At 61.7% G+C, this 17702-nt stretch carries 15 protein-coding genes; 4 read left to right on the forward strand and 11 right to left on the reverse strand.

The features are described from left to right. Positions 1-491: 491 nt before the first annotated feature. The 5 genes from NCS03_RS17615 to NCS03_RS17635 all read right to left on the reverse strand — a co-directional run bounded on the left by NCS03_RS17615 (position 492) and on the right by NCS03_RS17635 (position 7069). The gene (locus NCS03_RS17615; protein ID WP_250529494.1) at positions 492-2435 is read right to left on the reverse strand and encodes a branched-chain amino acid ABC transporter ATP-binding protein/permease; all 1944 of its coding nucleotides are present in this window, start codon (positions 2433-2435) and stop codon (positions 492-494) included. A 10-nt stretch (positions 2436-2445) separates the two neighbouring features. Further along, complete coding sequence (locus tag NCS03_RS17620; protein WP_250529495.1) at positions 2446-3318, reverse strand: branched-chain amino acid ABC transporter permease; 873 nt, start codon at positions 3316-3318, stop codon at positions 2446-2448. Positions 3319-4081: 763 nt separating this feature from the next. After that, entirely contained in the window at positions 4082-5293 is a 1212-nt protein-coding gene (locus tag NCS03_RS17625; protein WP_008353271.1) for an ABC transporter substrate-binding protein, read from the reverse strand. A 395-nt stretch (positions 5294-5688) separates the two neighbouring features. After that, positions 5689-6408, reverse strand: a complete 720-nt coding sequence (locus NCS03_RS17630; protein ID WP_175979379.1) for an anti-sigma factor family protein — start codon at positions 6406-6408, stop codon at positions 5689-5691. Beyond that, a complete protein-coding gene (locus tag NCS03_RS17635) occupies positions 6398-7069 on the reverse strand; it encodes an RNA polymerase sigma factor (RefSeq protein WP_250440631.1) in 672 nt (223 codons plus the stop codon). Before NCS03_RS17635 ends, NCS03_RS17630 begins: the two co-directional genes overlap by 11 nt. Before the next feature lie 304 nt (positions 7070-7373). On the opposite strand from NCS03_RS17635, the gene NCS03_RS17640 reads away from it, so the two are divergent. Both NCS03_RS17640 and NCS03_RS17645 read left to right on the forward strand, forming a co-directional pair. Continuing rightward, positions 7374-8363 (forward strand): metallophosphoesterase family protein, encoded by a 990-nt coding sequence (locus NCS03_RS17640; protein ID WP_175979380.1) that lies wholly within the window; start codon positions 7374-7376, stop codon positions 8361-8363. Further along, entirely contained in the window at positions 8360-8773 is a 414-nt protein-coding gene (locus NCS03_RS17645) for a cupredoxin domain-containing protein (RefSeq protein ID WP_008353264.1), read from the forward strand. The genes NCS03_RS17640 and NCS03_RS17645 overlap by 4 nt, the downstream gene beginning before the upstream one ends. Positions 8774-8779: 6 nt before the next feature. Here the strand turns inward: NCS03_RS17645 and NCS03_RS17650 are convergent, their stop codons facing one another. The 3 genes from NCS03_RS17650 to NCS03_RS17660 form a co-directional block, all read right to left on the reverse strand. Beyond that, positions 8780-9874: a 4-hydroxyphenylpyruvate dioxygenase family protein gene (locus NCS03_RS17650; protein ID WP_250456796.1), complete on the reverse strand. Its 1095-nt coding sequence runs from the start codon at positions 9872-9874 to the stop codon at positions 8780-8782. A 180-nt stretch (positions 9875-10054) separates the two neighbouring features. Continuing rightward, entirely contained in the window at positions 10055-10303 is a 249-nt protein-coding gene (locus NCS03_RS17655; protein WP_033537064.1) for a hypothetical protein, read from the reverse strand. A 37-nt stretch (positions 10304-10340) separates the two neighbouring features. Next, positions 10341-10844 carry a lecithin retinol acyltransferase family protein gene (locus tag NCS03_RS17660; protein WP_250440632.1) on the reverse strand — a complete coding sequence of 168 codons (504 nt, stop codon included), beginning with the start codon at positions 10842-10844 and terminating at the stop codon, positions 10341-10343. A gap of 445 nt (positions 10845-11289) precedes the next feature. On the opposite strand from NCS03_RS17660, the gene NCS03_RS17665 reads away from it, so the two are divergent. Together NCS03_RS17665 and NCS03_RS17670 are read left to right on the forward strand one after the other, a co-directional pair. Beyond that, entirely contained in the window at positions 11290-11628 is a 339-nt protein-coding gene (locus NCS03_RS17665; protein ID WP_250435869.1) for a hypothetical protein, read from the forward strand. A 106-nt stretch (positions 11629-11734) separates the two neighbouring features. After that, positions 11735-12505 carry a PP2C family protein-serine/threonine phosphatase gene (locus tag NCS03_RS17670; RefSeq protein WP_250435870.1) on the forward strand — a complete coding sequence of 257 codons (771 nt, stop codon included), beginning with the start codon at positions 11735-11737 and terminating at the stop codon, positions 12503-12505. A gap of 7 nt (positions 12506-12512) precedes the next feature. On the opposite strand, the gene NCS03_RS17675 is transcribed toward NCS03_RS17670, so the two are convergent. The 3 genes from NCS03_RS17675 to NCS03_RS17685 are packed head-to-tail and all read right to left on the reverse strand — an operon-like array spanning position 12513 to position 17656. After that, the gene (locus tag NCS03_RS17675; RefSeq protein ID WP_250529496.1) at positions 12513-13826 is read right to left on the reverse strand and encodes a sigma-54 interaction domain-containing protein; all 1314 of its coding nucleotides are present in this window, start codon (positions 13824-13826) and stop codon (positions 12513-12515) included. Beyond that, positions 13823-16882 carry a peptidase domain-containing ABC transporter gene (locus NCS03_RS17680; RefSeq protein WP_008353255.1) on the reverse strand — a complete coding sequence of 1020 codons (3060 nt, stop codon included), beginning with the start codon at positions 16880-16882 and terminating at the stop codon, positions 13823-13825. Before NCS03_RS17680 ends, NCS03_RS17675 begins: the two co-directional genes overlap by 4 nt. 21 nt (positions 16883-16903) lie before the next feature. Further along, complete coding sequence (locus NCS03_RS17685) at positions 16904-17656, reverse strand: peptidylprolyl isomerase (RefSeq protein WP_008353254.1); 753 nt, start codon at positions 17654-17656, stop codon at positions 16904-16906. Between the last annotated feature and the right edge of the window lie 46 nt (positions 17657-17702).

Consider the following 17702-nt stretch of genomic DNA (forward strand, 5'->3'; position numbering starts at 1 on the left):
GGCTGCCTAAAGAGTGCCCTCATAGGCCCAACCGGGCTTGGCTCGCGCACGGTCCGCCTCGTCGCACCACACAACAAACTGGTTCAGCACCAAACAGCTCCAGCCCGCTTCGCGGCCGACCGGTCAATCGGGTCCGCGCGTGCTTCTCTACTAACGTCTCCATCTCACTGCAATCGCCGCCCTTTGGTTTCCCTTGCGGACCCGGCGGCAGCGCGTAGCGCTGTGCCGAAGCTCTTTCGTGCTGAACCAGCGGCCATCTAAAACTAGCTCGTCAGACCGTGCGCGATCCAAGCCCGATTGGTCCTTTGAGGGCGACACTTAGGCGAGTGCCATCGAGGACGAGAGAACTACCCAAATTGCGTGTGACCGCGGGCTTGAAAAGCTGCTTTCTTTGCCTACTTTCTTTGCAGCAGCAAAGAAAGTAGGTGCCGCCCCGCACAGGGGCAACGCTAATAGACCACTAAAAAAACGGGATCCGGCGAAAACAAAACCTAAGCCACCTGCGCCGCCTGTCCCCCCAAATAAGCCTCGATAACCTTCTCATTAGCCTGAATCTCGGAAGGCTTCCCTTCGGCGATTTTCTGCCCGAAGTCCAGCACGGAAACCGTATCGCAAACGCTCATCACCACATCCATATGATGCTCGATCAACACAAGCGTGATGCCATGATTGCGCACCTTGCGAATGATCGCGACGAGTTCGCGAATATCCGGCGCGGTCAATCCGGCCGCGGGTTCATCGAGCAGAAGCAATTGCGGATCGAGCGCCAACGCACGCGCGATTTCAAGCAGACGCTGCTTGCCGTAGGGCAGATTGCGCGCTTCCTCTCCGGCGACATGCTCCAGGCCCACAAAACGAAGCATGTTGAACGCACGCTCACGCGCCGCGCGCTCTTCGCGCCGATATCGCGGACTCATCACGCCGACATCCGCGATGTTCGATCTGAACGTGTGATGCAAGCCGACGAGCACATTCTCCAAAGCCGTCATCTCGCCGAAGAGCTGCACGTTCTGAAACGTCCGAGCGATGCCCGACAGCGCAATCTTCGACGACGTACGCCCCGCGAGCGATTGCCCCTCGTATTCGATCGCGCCAGCAGTCGGGACATAGATGCCCGTCAGCACGTTCATCATCGTGCTCTTGCCGGAACCGTTGGGACCGATGAGGCCGTGGATCGTGCCGCGCTTCACAGTGAGATTCACATCGTTCAACGCCTTCAGGCCGCTGAACTGCATCAGCACGCCGCGCACGTCGAGGATCGTATCCGCGCCTTCCGTATCGACCGCCGCGACGGCATCGTCCTGGCGCGTATGGCTCGCGAGCTCATCGGTATCGACCTTCGTCACGCGCACGCGGCCAAGGTTCAGCGTCTTGCGCACGAAGCCGACGATGCCATCCTGCAGGTAATAAACGACGAGCAGGATCATCAGACCGAAGATGGTCAGACGCCAGTCGGTGAGCGCCTCGATCCAGAACGAAAACACCGCGAGTCCCGCCGTGCCGACGATCGGCACCGCAACGCGCTGCGGCGTCGTGGTCTTCTTCGCGAGCGCAAGCGCGGCGCCCGCGACGACGACGACCGCCAGCGCCGTCGCGACGACGCGGAAGTTGGAGATATCGTCGAGCAGCTTGGGTAACATGACGATCACCGTCGAACCGATGATCGCGCCCGTGCGCGTCTTGCGTCCGCCCATGATGATGGCGAGCAGGAAGAGGATGGTCAGTTCGAAGTTATAGGTGTTAGGCGAAATGTATTGCTCGGAATACGAGTACAGGCAGCCCGCGAGGCCCGCGAATCCCGCACTGATTACGAATGCAATTACCTTGTAGCGATACACCGACACGCCCATGCAGTCCGATGCGATGGGGCTGTCGCGCAGCGCTTCGAATGCGCGCCCGAGATGCGACTTCAGCACGCGATGCACGACGATCAGCGACACGACGAGCAGCGCCGCGACGAGCCAGTAGTACTGCACCTCGTCGAGCCTGTGTCCCGCGAACATCGGCTTCGGGATCTTGAGACCCATCGGTCCGTTGGTGAGGAAATCCATCTCGTTGATGAGAATCTGGATGATCGTGCCGAACGCGAGCGTCACCATCGCGAGATACGGACCGGACACGCGCAGCGCGGGCAATGCAAGGATCGCGCCGAAGCCGGCTGTGATCAGAATCGAAAGCGGCGCGGTCAGATAGAACGGCATGCCGAGCTTGATGAACAGCACGCCCGCCGTGTATGCGCCCACGCCGAACAATCCCGCGTGACCGAGCGACACTTGCCCCGTGTAACCCACGACGATATCGAGCCCGAACAGCAGGATCGCGTAGATCATGATGGTTTCGACGAGGTGGATGTAGTACGGATTGCCCGACGCCACCGGGAAAATTGCGAGTGCGGCGAGTCCGACGAGCGCCGCGATCCAGTTTTTTGTTTTCATCGTCGCCGCCTCAGACTTTCTTGATCGCCGTCTTGCCGAAGAGACCTGCGGGCTTGACCGCGAGCACGATCAAGAGCAGCACGAGTCCCGGCACGTCCTTGTAGCCGGTGGAGATATAGAAGCCGGTCGTCGTCTCTGCGATGCCCAGGATCATCCCGCCGACGATGATGCCCATGCCGCTCGACAAGCCACCGATGATCGCCACGGCAAACGCCTTGAGGCCGAGCACCGCGCCCATCGTCGCGCCGGTCAATGTCAGCGGCGCGATCAAAACCCCTGCAAATGCAGCGGTCAACGAGGAAAGCGCATATGAAAACGTGATGACGAGGCCGGTGTTGATGCCCATGAGCGACGCTGCATCGCGATCGTTCGCGGTCGCGACCACGGCCTTGCCGAAGATCGTCTTGCGGTTGAAGAACTCGACCGCGAGCATCATCACGAGCGCGCCGCCGACGACGAGCAGTTCCATCGGCAGCACGTTTGCGCCGAAGACCTTCAGTGGCGCTTCGGGCAGGGGCGAAGGAAAGCGCAGATCGTCGCGGCCCCCGACGTTTTCCGCGACGTTCTTGAAGATGATGCCGAGCGCGATCGTCGACATGATCCAGCCGAACTCGGACTTGATCTTGATGGCGGGCCGCACGCCGATGCGTTCGACGAACGCGCCCTGCGTGAGGCCGAAGAGACACACGAGCGGAATCATCAGCCAGTAGTTGACGCCAGCGGATACGAGCGTGAGGCCGACGAGCGCGCCGAGCATCAGGGCATCGCCCTGGCCGAAGTTCAGCGTGCCGGATGTGGCGAAGGTGAGTTGATAGCCGAACGCGATCACGGCGTAGATCATGCCGAGTGCTATGCCGCTATAGACGAGTTGAAGGAGGATCATGGTCGGGGTTTTTCTTGTGCAGGTCTGCGCTTCTTGAGATTCCTGATTTCGCTTCGGTCTATAGCTTTTGCGTGATGCTGTTTTGCTGGATCGCGTTTTCGTGTCGGCTCGGTGTCGTCGCCGGATCCCGCTCTCGCGTCGGTCTATTAGCACTGCCCCTGTGCGGGGCGGCACTCACTTTCTTTGCTGCTGCAAAGAAAGTAAGCAAAGAAAGCAGCTTCCGATACGCCCGCGGTCACACGCAATTTGGGTAGTCCTCTCGTCCTTCGTGGGCTGCCTAAAGAGTGCCCTCATAGGCCCAACCGGGCTTGGCTCGCGCACGGTCCGCCTCGTCGCACCACACAACAAGCTGGTTCAGCACCAAATAGCTCCGGCCCGCTTCGCGGCCGACCGGTCAATCGGGGATGCATGTGCTTCTCTACTAACGCCTCCATCTCACGGCACTCGCCGCTCGCCGGTTTCCCTTGCAGACCCAGCGGCAGCGCGTAGCGCTGTGCCGAAGCTCTTTCGTGCTGAACCAGCGCCCTTCGAAAACTGGTTCGTCAGACCGTGCGCGAGCCAAGCCCGATTGGTCCTTTGAGGGCACTCTTTAGGCGAGTGCCATCGAGGACGAGAGAACTACCCAAATTGCGTGTGACCGCGGGCTTGAAAAGCTGCTTTCTTTGCCTACTTTCTTTGCAGCAGCAAAGAAAGTAGGTGCCGCCCCGCACAGGGGCAACGCTAATAGACCACTAAAAAAACGGGATCCGGCGATATAAAAAAATCAATTCGAAGCAGTAGTGGTCTGCTTGGACCGCAGAGTCCCGCCGCCTTTCTTATCGGCGTCATACGCATAGATCACCCGCCCGCCCTTCACCTCCCCGATAACCGGCACATTCGGCGTAATAGCCTCGTGATCGCCCTTCGTAAAGGGCTTGTCGTACACCATCACGACACCTTCCACCTTAGTGTTCAAATTCTCGAGCGCTTCCTTGACCTTCGGCCCATCCGTCGTCCCCGCCTGCTTGATGGCCGCAGCAAGCAAATACACCGAGTCGTAACCTTGGGCAGCAGAAACCGGCGAATCGATCCGCTCGTTCTTCGGCTTGAATTCCTTCAGATAAGCCTCGATGAAGGCCTTGCGCTTCGGCGTGTTCGCTTCCTGAATGAAAGTCTGCGGCATGCGCGCACCTTCGCCGTTAGTGCCGGCATTGTCGATGTAATTGGCCATCGAAAGCGTCCAGCTACCGATCAAAGGCACCTTCCATCCAAGCTTGGCCATGCCGTTCGCGATCTGCGCAAGCTCGGGCCCGATGCCGTAAGTCAGCACCGCTTCCGCACCCGCCTCCTTCGCCTTCAGCAACTGGGCCGTCATGTCGACGTCCTTGATGTTGAACTTCTCCACGGCGACGGGCTTCACGCCTTTCGCGGCAAGCGCCTTTTCCAGATCCTCGCGGCCGAGCTGGCCGTAGTTGGTCGAATCGGCGAGAATCGCGACCTTCTTGAAGCCACGCTTCGTCACCGCTTCCTCGACGATCATCGGTGCCTGAATGCGATCGGCGGCAGCGTTGCGGAACACGTAGTTATCGGGCTGATCGTCGAATTGCTTCGTCACCACCGTGCCGGTCGCGACATTGTTGAACACCGGAATCTTCGCTTCCTGAAAGAAGCGCTGCGATGCGAGCGCTACGCCCGTGTTGATATAGCCGACAACCGCGACAACCTTCTCCTTGTTGATGAGCTCCTGCGCGATCTGCACGCCGCGCTCGTTCTTCGCTTCGTCATCGCGCTCGACCAGCACGATCTGACGCCCAAGCACGCCGCCCGATTTGTTGATCTCGGCGGTGGCAAGACGCACGCCATCGCGCATGCTGACACCCATGGAAGACGAACCGCCCGTGAACGGACCATCGACGCCGATCTTGATCGGGTCGGCCGCGTGCGCCAACGAGAAAACGCCGAACGCGAGCGTGCTCGCAATGAGCTTCATCTTCATGTGTGTCTCCGTCGCCTGATTCGTTATTTGAAAGTCCCATGCAACGCGGCGAATTTCGCAATGCCTTTTAAACGCATTCCGCGTTATCGATTACATAGACTGTGAGCGAGTTTAGAAAAATGTAAGGATATGACCATATTCGGACATACCCGAAGAGCACGAGCGTTAGCCCACACCCGATGCATCGCAACTGTGCAAAGCCCGGCATAACCCGGAAAAGATGCGAATTTAGACAGCATCCCAAAGCGTTTTCATGGCTTTCGAAACGGAGAAAACAGCGGGTATACGCGTAACGCCAAAGAAAAAAACGCGCGGCATCCCGGAGGATGACCGCGCGTAACCTTGCGCACTCTTCAGGCTATCGCAGCGATGACAGCGTTTGCGCGATGCACTTGTTATCGCGGCGCACCGGTTTCGATCGCGTGCGCGAACTGACGCAGCACCGCGCCCGATGCATCGGTGACGGCCCAGAACGTCATGCCATCGTGATTCCAGCGCGCGAGCGCGTAACCATCGTCGGATTGCGTGACGACCGGCTCCGTCTTCGCTTCGCCCTTGCGCTCGGGAAATACGTACACGTCGATCGGATGCTTCAGGTAGCGATACACGACGACCGCCACCGGCCGATGATCGATGTAATCCAGCCGTCCGCCGACGAGCGCGAAGCCCGGACCCGCCGGATCGATCACCGGCGGCGCATAGTCGATCCGGCCGTTGAACCACGGCTTCACCGTGTGCTTGTCGCTGGACAACACGTCGATCGGACGATCCGACATCAGCGCGCGCACATGGCTCGACACGATCTCCTGCGCGATGGGCGAGCCCGTCGATACGGACGAGACGAGCGGCAGCGCCTGGAACCACAGCATCGTGCCGAGCACGAGCGCCGAGAGCGTCGCGCCCGCGAATGCGCCGCCGAAGAACGGCCACGGCGCGGCAAACGGATTGCGCGAGCCGCGTTTCGCCGGACGCGCCGGCTCGCGCCTGCACGCCTCTTCCTCGGCCTGAGCCCGCACGCGCGCCAGCACTTGCGTGCGCAGATGCACCGGCGCGCGCTGATACAGCGAACCATCGGTAAGCCTCGCATCGAGCGAGGCAATGTCGTTATTTTCCATTTCCCGACTCCTCTGCGTGACCCGGTCCCGCGCGGCGCACGAGGCGCACGCTCGGCTTGTCCTGCCCGCCCTGGGCCGCGCGCACCGCCCCCGCCAGCATCTTGCGGCCGCGCGCGAGCCGTGACATCACCGTGCCGATCGGCACGCCGGTCACGGAAGCGACTTCCTTGTAGCTCATGTCTTCGAGTTCGCGTAACACCAGCACCTCGCGAAAGGCGATCGGCAGCGCCTCCAGCGCGCGATGCACCAGATGAATTTCGTCGCGGCGCACGGCGAGCGTTTCGGGATCGGCCGCGCCTTCCTCCGACCATCCCGGCAAGGCTTCGTCGCCGCCCAGTTCCTCGTCGTAGGGCGTCGCGTCGGCGAGTTGCACGCGCCGCCGCCATTCCGTGAACCACGTATTGCGCACGATCGCGAGCAGCCACGCACGCGCGTTCGCCTCCTCGCCGCCTTCGAATCCGCCGAAGAAACGGAACGCGCGCAGATAGGCTTCCTGCACGACATCGTCGGCATCGTTCGCGCTGCCCGACAGCCAGCGCGCGAGGTTGTACGCGGCGTCCAGATGCGGCATCACCGTCGCTTCGAAGCGCGCGTGTGCCGCCTCGGCGTCCGCCTGGCCGCGGCGCCCGGACCTGTCTTCTTTCGACCTGCCTGGCCACATCGCGCGGGTCTCCTTTCCACAATCACGTTCGGAAAACTTCGTTCGGGCGCGGCGGCATCGCTTTTCCGCGCCTTCCCATCCGTTACTCCTCACGCGGGCGCTTTATTCCCGTTTGCAACGGCGACTCAAAAAAATATAGCGGGAATATCCCGCCGCATTCGCTGGTTCGATGGACGGATGCCAACGCGATCCTGCCCGCCGCAACGGGCATCGCCGGCTTCGCGCCCATGCACCGACCGCCGTGGGCCCGACTTCACCGATTCGAACGACAAGAACCGCGGCCGTCATCATCAAAGGAACCATCATGAAACCCGACCCGAACGCACTGCCGCCCGCGCAGCAACGCGACGAACTCGACGAGCACGGCAAGCGCCGCCGCACCGCACTTTCGTGCATGGCCTGGGCGGGCGCCGGCGTCATCTGGACGGTGAGCGGCGGCGTGCCCGTTTCGCGCCTGATCTCTTCGGCGGAAGCGGCCGAGCAGACCGGCTCGTTCAGCTTCGTGCAGATCAGCGACAGTCACATCGGCTTCAACAAGGATCCGAACACGGAGCCGACGAGCACGCTCGAAGAAGCCATCAACCGCGTGAGCGCGATGGAAAAACGCCCCGCGTTCATGATCCACACGGGCGACATCACGCATCTGTCGAAGCCCGCGCAATTCGACACGGCGACGCAGATCATCGGCAAGTCGGGCATGGACGTGCATTACGTTCCCGGCGAGCACGACGTGCTGGTCGAAGAAGGCAACGCGTTTTTCGACCGCTTTTCCGGGCAATACGGCAAAGGCAGCACGCGTCACTGGTACAGCTTCGATCAGGGCGGCGTGCATTTCATCGGCCTGACCAACGTGATCGACCTGAAGGGCGGCGGCCTCGGCTTTCTCGGCGATGCGCAGCTCGCGTGGCTCAAGGCGGATCTGCAGGGCAAATCGAGCAGCACGCCGATCGTCGTGTTCGCGCACATTCCGCTGTGGGCGTTGTATCCGCAATGGGGATGGGGCACCGACGACAGCGCGCAGGCGCTCGCGCTCTTGAAACGCTTCGGCTCGGTAACGGTGCTGAACGGCCACGTCCATCAGGTGGCGCAGAAAGTGGAGGGAGAGATGCGCTTTTATTCGGCGATGTCGACGGCGTTTCCGCAGCCCGCGCCGGGCGCACCGTCCGGTCCGGGGCCGATGAAAGTGCCATCCGAACAATTGCGCACGATGCTCGGCCTGCGCGAAGTCACGCATATCGCGGGACGCGGGCAACTTGCCGTCACCGATACGTCGCTCGCGGGGGTGCAGTCATGATCGCATCGACGATTGCGCACTACGTTTCGCCCGACAATCTCCGCCCGCTCGCCGGCAAGCTGCTGCGCCAGGCCGCGCTTGCGCTGGTCGTGAAAGGCGTCATCGGCGTGGCGATTCCGTCGGCGTGCGCGGCAGAACCCGCGCAACAGGTCGCGCTGGCGAACGCGCCGACCGTTTCCATCGACAACTTCGCGTTCAATCAGGCGACGATTACCGTGCCCGTCGGTACGAAGGTGACGTGGGTGAATCACGACGACATGCTGCATACCGTCGCCGACGAGGGAAAGAGCTTCAAGTCCGATCCGCTCGACAGCGGCGACAGCTTCTCGCATGTGTTCGACAAACCGGGCACGTACAAGTACTTCTGTTCGCTGCATCCGCACATGACGGGGACGGTCGTCGTGCAATGAGTCGCGTCAGCCGCGCGCCTTCGCGATCGCGGCGAGATTGCCCTCGCCGAATCCGTGATGCCCGCGCCGCTCGACGATCTCGAAGAACATGTCGCCGGGCTTGCGCTCGACGAACGTCTGCAGAAAAAGCTGCGGCGTGCCGTCTCCGAGAATCTCGCCGTCGACGAGAATGCCGCGCGTGCGCAGCTTTCCGATGTCGAGACCGTGGCCCGGCAGACGCTCGTCGATCTCGTCGTAATAGCGCGGCGGCGGCTGCAGGAAGCGCACGCCACGCGCCATCAATGCATCGACGGAAGCGAAAATATCCGCCGATGCCAGCGCGATATGCTGCACGCCCTCGCCTTCGTGATCGGGCAGATATTGCTGCATCAGATCCGTGCGATAGGTGCCTTCCTCGTACACCGGAATGCGGATCGAGCCGCACGGCGAAAGCGTGACGGCGGAATCCTGCGAGACGTGCCAGTCTGGATGCACCTGATGAATCTCCGAGAAGTGCAGCACTTCCCGATAGAAATCGAGCCATTCCTGAATGCGGCCTGCGCCGACCGTCTGCGTGAAGTGGTCGACTTCGAGCAGGCCGGTGCCGTTGAGATCCGCGCGTGCTCCCGGAATCGGACGAAAGTCGATGTCGTAGATCGATGTCTCGCCGCTGTTCTTGCCCGGCCAGTGATCGACGAAATAGATATGGGAATCGCCGATGCCTTGAATCGCCGGAATCGCAAGCTCGTTCGGGCCGATTTTTTCGCCCTCGAAATCCCACGCGCCGTATTCGAGCGCGCGCTCGTGGGCGACCTGCGCATCGAGCACGCGAATGCCGATCGCCGCGATGCCGACGCCATGCGACTCGGCAAAGCGCGACGCGAACGAATCCGGCTCCGCGTTCAACAGAAAATTCATGCTGCGCTGGCGAAAGAGCGTCACCGCCTTGCTGATGTGCTGCGCGACGGGCACGAAGCCGAGCGTCTCGAACAGTCGGGCGAGCCCTTCAGGATCGGGGCTGGAAAACTCGACGAACTCCAGCCCCGCGATGCCGAGCGGATTGTCGCCGAGGTTCGAATCGGGCGTCGCGCGGGCGGAGGAAGAGGAGTCGGGCTGGGTCATCGGCAATACCTCGAAAATGTACGATCTGGTTCACGGACGCAAAACTACCACGACCTGCTGCTTCCGTGCGACCGGCGGCTTCATCCAAATGGCCGCGACGATGCGCCTAGAGTAGCGGCAGCGGGATTGCCGTGTCAAAGCCGGGGCCGCCCGACGCGTCCCGGCCGATCGTACGCGCCTTCAGGCGGCGAGGCGCGCCGCGCTCATCGACGGACGCTTCGCTTGCGGCGGAAACACGTTCCAGGTGCCGTCGTCATGGCGGAAGAAGATGATCGCGAGCGGGCCGCCCGGATGCTGCGCCTCGATGCAGACGTAGCGCGCGCCGGTGACATGCGAACGGCACAGACGCACGACGCGTGCCGGATGCGCGGCAGTCGGGGCGAGCCATTTGTCGACGGCCCAGTGCAGCGAGTTTTCGGTGGTTTGCATGATGGTCTCCTCGGAATCGATCGGCAAAACGTGAGGTTCAGGCTGCGAGCGCCACATTCATGCGGCGGCGGCGTTCGGCGGCGACATAGGCGCGGAAGAGTCCCGCCACGGCTCTGACGGCCGCGTGGGGATCGATGAAGCACGCTTGCACCTGACGGCTGCGGGCGCGGCCGTCGAGGCACCACGTAACGAAGTGCTCGCAGTTGTTGGTGAGCAGGTGATAGTTGTCTTCGCCGAGGCGGCTGCGGGCGCGGCGCACCGCTTCCATGCCGACGAACTTCGCGGCCGGGTTCTGGCGGATCGTGACTTCATGACCGGCGGCGAACTGCTCGACCGGGACTTCCTCGACCGGGCCGCGATGCAGCGACTTCGCGAAACCGGCATAGTGGATGACCATGCCGTTGCCGGCGTAGATGCCGTGATGTTCATAGCCGGAACGGCGCGTGACGAGTTCGGTGCCGAGCGCGGGTTCGTCGTCGAGCGAGAAGCCGTTCGCGGCGGCTTGCTGTTCGATCAGTCCGATTTGCTGGATGGTTGACATGGCTGGCTCCGATTTTTCTTTGCCTGGCGCCAGGTGTTTGTTCGGCGCCGGGTTGCCTAGCCTTTTGCATCTTCCTTGCCAGTGTCGATAAGTCATTGATTACGCGTGGTTATTGCGGAATCGGGAGCGTGTTTCGACGGCGTTGTGTTTTTCATCGGCCAACAGTTTTCTTGCGCGTTTGTTGGACCTGCTGCACCAGAATTCGCGTCGTGCGGGCCGATCGGACGCGCGCCGCGTGTGTTGGTTATGCGGCGCGACGCCAACATCGCTTGTTGGCGACGATCCAACGGATGCGATTCGGCATGCAGCCAGCCCCGTTTGGCCGATGCCGCCAGAACGCCGTCCCATCGGCGATTCGGACGCAATCTCCGCCATTTGGCGTGCGTCGGCATGGGCCTTGCATTGATCCGTGCGTCCTGCTCACAGGCCATCCCGGAGAAACGACATGTGCGCCTTGACCGTCAGCGATCTCGAATACGACCGCGTGCTGGATCACGCGGCGATGTCGGCCATCAGCGGCGGAGGCGGTGCGCCGTGGGTGTTCGGCTGGATCACGCCTTTCGTGGAGCGTTCATCGGGCGGCGGGGCCGCAGCCGGCGCGATTACCCTGATCGATGTGACCAACAACATCTACGCGGTCACGAACAACATCACCAATAACGTGACGAACATCACGGTCGGCCAGATGGTCAATCAGTTTCAGAACGTCGCGGTCAGCAATACGGGCAACGGCGCGAGCCTTACCGTCAGCCCGAATTCGGTCGCGGGGAATCGCGCGGGCTAAAGCGGTGCAGATCAAGATTCGCTTCGGACGCGCGTTGGTACACAATGAGCGGGATCGTCCGCAAGGCCCGCCCGACGCCGCGTCACCCAGCATTCCGGAGGTTGCCGTGACCTTCACCACCGAGTTTCGATGGACATCCGCCGCCCGCACCGACACGGGCTGCGTCCGGCAGATCAACGAAGACGCGCTGCTCGATGCGCCCGAGCGCGGACTGTGGGCCGTCGCCGATGGCATGGGCGGCCACGCGGTCGGCGATCTGGCGAGCCGGATGGTGATCGAGAGCCTCGCGAAGGTATCGCCGGCGAACGATCTTGCGGGCACCATCGCCGATGCCCGCGCGCGTCTTCTCGACGTGAACGACAAGCTGCGTGCGGAAGCGGCGCGGCGCCAGGTGTCGCGCATCGGCAGCACGGTCGTCGTGCTCGCTGCGCGCGATGGCGCGTGCGGTTATGTATGGGCCGGCGACAGCCGCATCTATCTGCTGCGCCAGGGACGGCTCGTGCAGCTCACGCGCGATCACAGCCACGTCGAGGAACTGAAGGCGCGCGGGCAACTCACGGCGGAAGAAGCGCTGCATCATCCGGCGCAGCATCTGATCACGCGCGCGGTCGGCGCGCTCGATGTGCTCGAACTCGACGAGAACACGCTCGCCCTGAACGACGGCGATACGTTCCTGCTATGCAGCGACGGTTTATCGAACGAAGTCAGCGAAGCCGAAATGATGAGCGAGCTCGCGCCGGGCAATTGCGATGTCGCCGCGCAAAGGCTGCTGGAAATCGCGCTCGCGCGGGGCGGGCGCGACAATATTTCAGTGGTCGTCGCGCATGCGGTCGATTTGATGGCGACGGATAAGACGCAGGTGAATCCGTCGATATAAAGGCGGCTCAACCGCCCGCCTCCTTGTTCTTCTGCGCCGCGGCTCGAAACTCCTTCGAATGCAGCCCGTGCTTTTTCAAAAGCATCTGCAGATGCGAGCGGTTCATCTCGTACCGTCTCGCAAGCTCGGCCACCGTTCCGCCGGTTTCCTGCAAGCCTCGTTCGAGAAACGCGCGCTCCGCTTCGTCGCTGGCGACGCGCTTCGCTTCCGCGAGCGAGCTCGCCGTCGCGATGCCGTTTCCGCTCGCCGCCGGCCCGCCCATTGCGAGCGAGAGCGATGACTTCGGCCGTATGTCGACCGGCAGATGATCGATGTCGGCCATATCGCCCGCAAGACACGCGAGCCGGTACACCACGTTCCGCAACTCGCGGATGTTCCCCGGATAGTCATAGTTGCGCAGAAAATCCCGTAGCCGCGGCGACAACTTCACCGGCCGGCGCTTCAATGTCGCGGCCGCTTCGTCGCCGAAATACGCGAGCAGCAGCGGAATTTCATCGCGCCGTTCACGCAAAGCAGGCAGCGTCAGATGAATGACGCTCAGCCGATAAAACAGATCCTCGCGAAAACGCCCCTCGTCGCAGAACTTGCGCAAGTTGCGATTCGTTGCCGCGACGATGCGCGTATCCACCGCGATGGGCTCGTCCGAACCCACGCGCTGAATTTCATGCGCTTCCAGTACGCGCAACAGCTTCACCTGCCCCTGCAAAGGCAGTTCGCCGATCTCGTCGAGAAAGATCGTGCCCGTGTGCGCGCTTTCGAATTTTCCCTTGCGATCATTGCTCGCTCCGGTGAACGCGCCCTTGCGATGCCCGAATAGTTCGGACTCCAGCAGATTGTCCGGAATCGCGCCGCAGTTCACCGAGATATACGGCTTGTCGGCACGCAATCCGTTCGCGTGAATGACCTTCGCCATCAATTCCTTGCCGGTGCCGCTTTCGCCATCGATCAATACCGGCAAGTCCGTCGGCGCGGCTTTTTCCGCGATTTCCAGCGCTTCCAGCAACTTCGGGTTATCGCCGAACGTGCCTTCGAATACGAAGCTGCGTTCGATCAGCGCCTGCCGCCGCGCGCCCGGCGGAAGATCGCGCTTCGGTTCGGCGGCCGCCGCCTGCACGAAGCGCTCCTTGTGCGACAGTTGCATGACTTCGTCGCGCAGGGTGCTCGCCTGCCGCAACAGCTTTTCGATCTCGGGACGCTCGAGCCGCGAGGTCCATCGAAGCGTCGAGCGCAAGATCTCGATCTTCTCGATGAGCCCCGCATACGAAATCGCCGATGACGCGGGCGCGCTGGTATCGCTTTCCGGTTGGTCGAGTATTTTCATGCTGCGCTCAGTTGCTTTTGCACGAGTTGGTAGTACATGCCCTTTCTCGCGACGAGTTCGTCATGCTTGCCCTGTTCGACGATGCCGCCTTCGTACAGCACGAGAATCTTGTCGGCGCGCATGATCGTCGAAAGGCGGTGCGCGATGATGACCGCCGTGCGCCCTTTCAAAATCTCCTGCATGTTGCCGAGAATATTGCTTTCCGATTGCGTATCGAGCGCGGACGTCGCTTCGTCGAATACGAGCAGACGTGGATCGTGATACAGCGCCCGCGCGATGCATAAGCGCTGAATCTGTCCGCCCGACAATCCTACGCCGCGCTCGCCGACCACCTGCTCATAACCGAGCGGCATCTTCGCGATGAACGCGTGCGCGTCGGCCATCTTCGCGACTTCTTCGATACGCCTTCTGTCCGGCGCTTCATCGCCGCTCGCGATGTTCTCCGCGATCGTCCCCGAAAACAGCAGGTTGCTCTGCATCACATAGCCGATCTGCGCGCGAAAGAAACCTTTATCGACGACGTTGATATCGTAGCCATCGACGGTCATCTTGCCTTCGCTCGGCGCATAGAAACCGACGAGCAGTTTCGCGAGCGTCGTTTTACCGGAGCCGCTGCGCCCGACGATCGCAATCAGCTCGCCCGGCTTGATATCGAAGCTGATGTTCTCCAGCACGTAGGGCGCATCGCCTTCACCATAACGGAAGTACACGCCGTTGAAACTGATATCGCCCTGCAGGTCGGGCAGCATGACGCGCTGCTGCATGTCTTCGGGCTTCTGCTCCGGCTCGATATCGAGCACGTCGCCGAGCCGCTCCATCGCGACGCCCGCATCGTTCAGCAGGCTCCACAAGTTGATGAGACCCATCAGCGGCGCGAGCACGCTGCCCATGTAGGCATTGAACGCGATCAGTTGCCCGATGGTCAGTTCGCGCGCAAGCACGAGATTCGCGCCGACCCATAACACGCCGATGGTCGTCGCCGCATTGAGCAACTGGCTGCACAAGCCCACCACGATATTGAAGCGCTGCGACTTGTATTGCACTTCGAGCGACTTCGCATACTTCTTTTCCCACTTGAGACGCACCGCGCGCTCGATACCCATGCCCTTCACCGTCTCGACGCCGCCGAGTGCTTCCATCAGATACGAACGCGCATCCGTTCCCGCTGAGAACGTTTCGCGCGCGTTCTGCTTGATGCGCGGCGTCGCGACGACCGTGAGCACCATCATCGGGATGACGAACGCAATCAGCAGCAACGTGAGCTTCACGTTGTAGAGGAACATGATCGTGAAGTAGATGAAGATCATCAGCAGGTTCAGCACGGTCGATACCGTCGATTCGGTGAGAAACGCGCGAATCGTGTGATTCTCCTGAAAGCGCGCGAACACATCGCCGGTCTTGCGCTTCGCGAAGAAGCCGAACGGCAGCGAGAACGTGTGCCTGAAGAACTGCGACATCATCGCGAAGTCCATGTTGCGGACCATGAAGTTCGCGAGATACGCACGTATCGTCGTCATGAGCTGCGTGAACAGGCTCGCGATGATGAGCCCTGCGATCAGCACATGAAGCAGGTTCACGTTCTGATGCACGATCACGCCATCGAGAATGTTCTGGATGATGAGCGGCGGTATCACGCCCAGCACTTGAATGACGAAGGTCGCGAGAAAGAGATGCAGCAGGATCTTCTTGTACGGCTTCAGATAGCCGACGAAACGCAGCCACGGCGAACGCGACACGGCCTTTTGCGTGAGATCCTGCCCCGGCGTGAAAAGCAGGCACGTCCCGCTCCAGCCGCGCTCGAACTCGCCGACGGTCATCTTCCTGAAGCCGATCGCCGGGTCCGCGACCCATACGTTCTCGCTCGACACGCCATAGACGATGATGTAGTGGTATCCCTCCCAATGCGCGATGAACGGCATCTCGAAGCCGCGCAACGATTCGAACGTGCACTGCACGCCGCGCGTCGTGAAGCCGAGCGATTCGCCGGCGCGTGCGAGTGAATCCAGCGTCGCGCCGGATGTCGTGACGTTGGCCAGTTCGCGCAGCTTGCCGAGCGTCATGTTGATGCCGTAGTGACGGCAGATCATCGCGAGACAGGCCGCGCCGCAATCCATCTCCTCCGCCTGCTCGATCCACGCGAAGCGCTTGATGACGCGCTCGCCCAGTTCGGGCTTCGTGTGCAGATCGAGCATTGCGGGCAGCTTGCGGCGCTCGGTGATCTTCTTCTGCCGCTGCAATTCGCGCTCGGTGAAGCGGATGCGCTCTTCGAGCACTTCGCGCAGCTTCACGTTTCGCTCGATGATGAAGTGCACGGTCTTCTCGGGAATCACGAGCAGGCGCGTATCGGTGCTCGCGATGGCGGAGGCCATCTGCTCCTGGCGCATCACGCAGGCCTTCTCGCCGAAGATCTCGCCGGGACCGAGCGTCGCGAGCACATGCCGCTCGCCGCCCTCTTCGCGCACGATCCGCACTTCGCCTTGCCGCACGACATAGAGACGCCGGTCGTCGCGCGACTCCTGCTTGAGAATCTCCTTGCCTTCCGCGACACGCTTCACGCCGACGCTGCGCACGCATTCTTCGAGTTCGGCCTTGTCGAGCTTGCCGCGCAGATCGAAGAGCTTTGCGACGAAGCCGCCCGCCGAGTTAATGGCGACATAGCTCGTGACGAAGGCGAGCGCGGCGGGATTCTTCGCGATGACGGGGTCGATCGCCGTGCGCGGGATGAACAGCAGCTCGGTCTTGCCGGAGGAGCGCACCGACGACTCATGGCGATAGTCGCGCAGCATCGCGATATCCGCGAAGGTCTCGCGCTCCTTCTTCACCCCCATGCTGATTTCCTTGCCGTGCTCTTCGGTGAAGATACGCACGGACCCCGCTTTCACGATATAGAGTCCATCGGCCGCATCGCCCGCGTTGCACACGGTCTCGCCGAAACCGAAGCGCCGCGACTCCGCTTGCGCCGCGAATTGCTCGATTTCCTCGCGCGTGAAGGGCGAAAGAATCTCCACCGACGAAAGAAAGTCGGCAGGCGAATCAAGGCTCGATGGAGCGTCCATGTCGTGTCGCGTTCCGGTCGATCAGCGTGCTTCGATGACGTGTTCCTGCGCGCGCGCCATCATCCAGTCTTCGCGCAGCAGGCGGCGAATTTCCGCGGACACGTCCTCGTCGAGCTTCGCCGGATACTTCGCCGTCACCGCGAAAATCTCATACGATGCGCCGTCCGCCGATACGAACGGCCCGAGCAGATCGCCGACCTCCGCGTTGAAGACTTTCGCCTCGACGTCCGGTTTCATCTGTCCGCGCATCACGCGGCCGATCACGCCGCCCGCGTCGCGCGTGTCGGCGAGCGAGTGCTCGCGCGCCATGTCGGCGAAGCTGTCGGGATCGTCGTTCAGATACGAGATCATTTCCTTCGCGCTGCCTTCGGTGTCGAGCAGGATATGACTGACTTCGATGCTGTCGAACTTCGGCGAGTTGAGCTGGAAGTACTCTTCGATCTCGCGCGCCGTGCCTACCTTGTCGAGCATCTTTTCCTGATACAGCGTGTCGGTGATGAAGACCTCGAACTCGTCGAGGCTCACATGCAGCGCATCGAGATAATTGTTCATGTCCGCCGCGCGATGCAGACCGCGAATGCGCCGGAACTGATCGGCGCGATTCTGGATTTCATCGTCGCTCACGGCGATACCCGACTTCTTCGCCGCGCGCACCGTGAGCTTGTCGCGCACGAGCTGCTCGATGAGACTGTCGAACTGACCATTCAACTTCAATAACCTGATGAATTCGCCGACGTCGACCACTTCGTCGTCGATACGCACAATCGCCGTCATATCGTTCTCCGTTCGGTTCCATGTTGAATTGCGGATCATGTTCGCG

This window comes from Caballeronia sp. ATUFL_F1_KS4A, assembly GCF_023630905.1.
In the GTDB taxonomy this organism is placed as follows: domain Bacteria; phylum Pseudomonadota; class Gammaproteobacteria; order Burkholderiales; family Burkholderiaceae; genus Caballeronia; species Caballeronia zhejiangensis.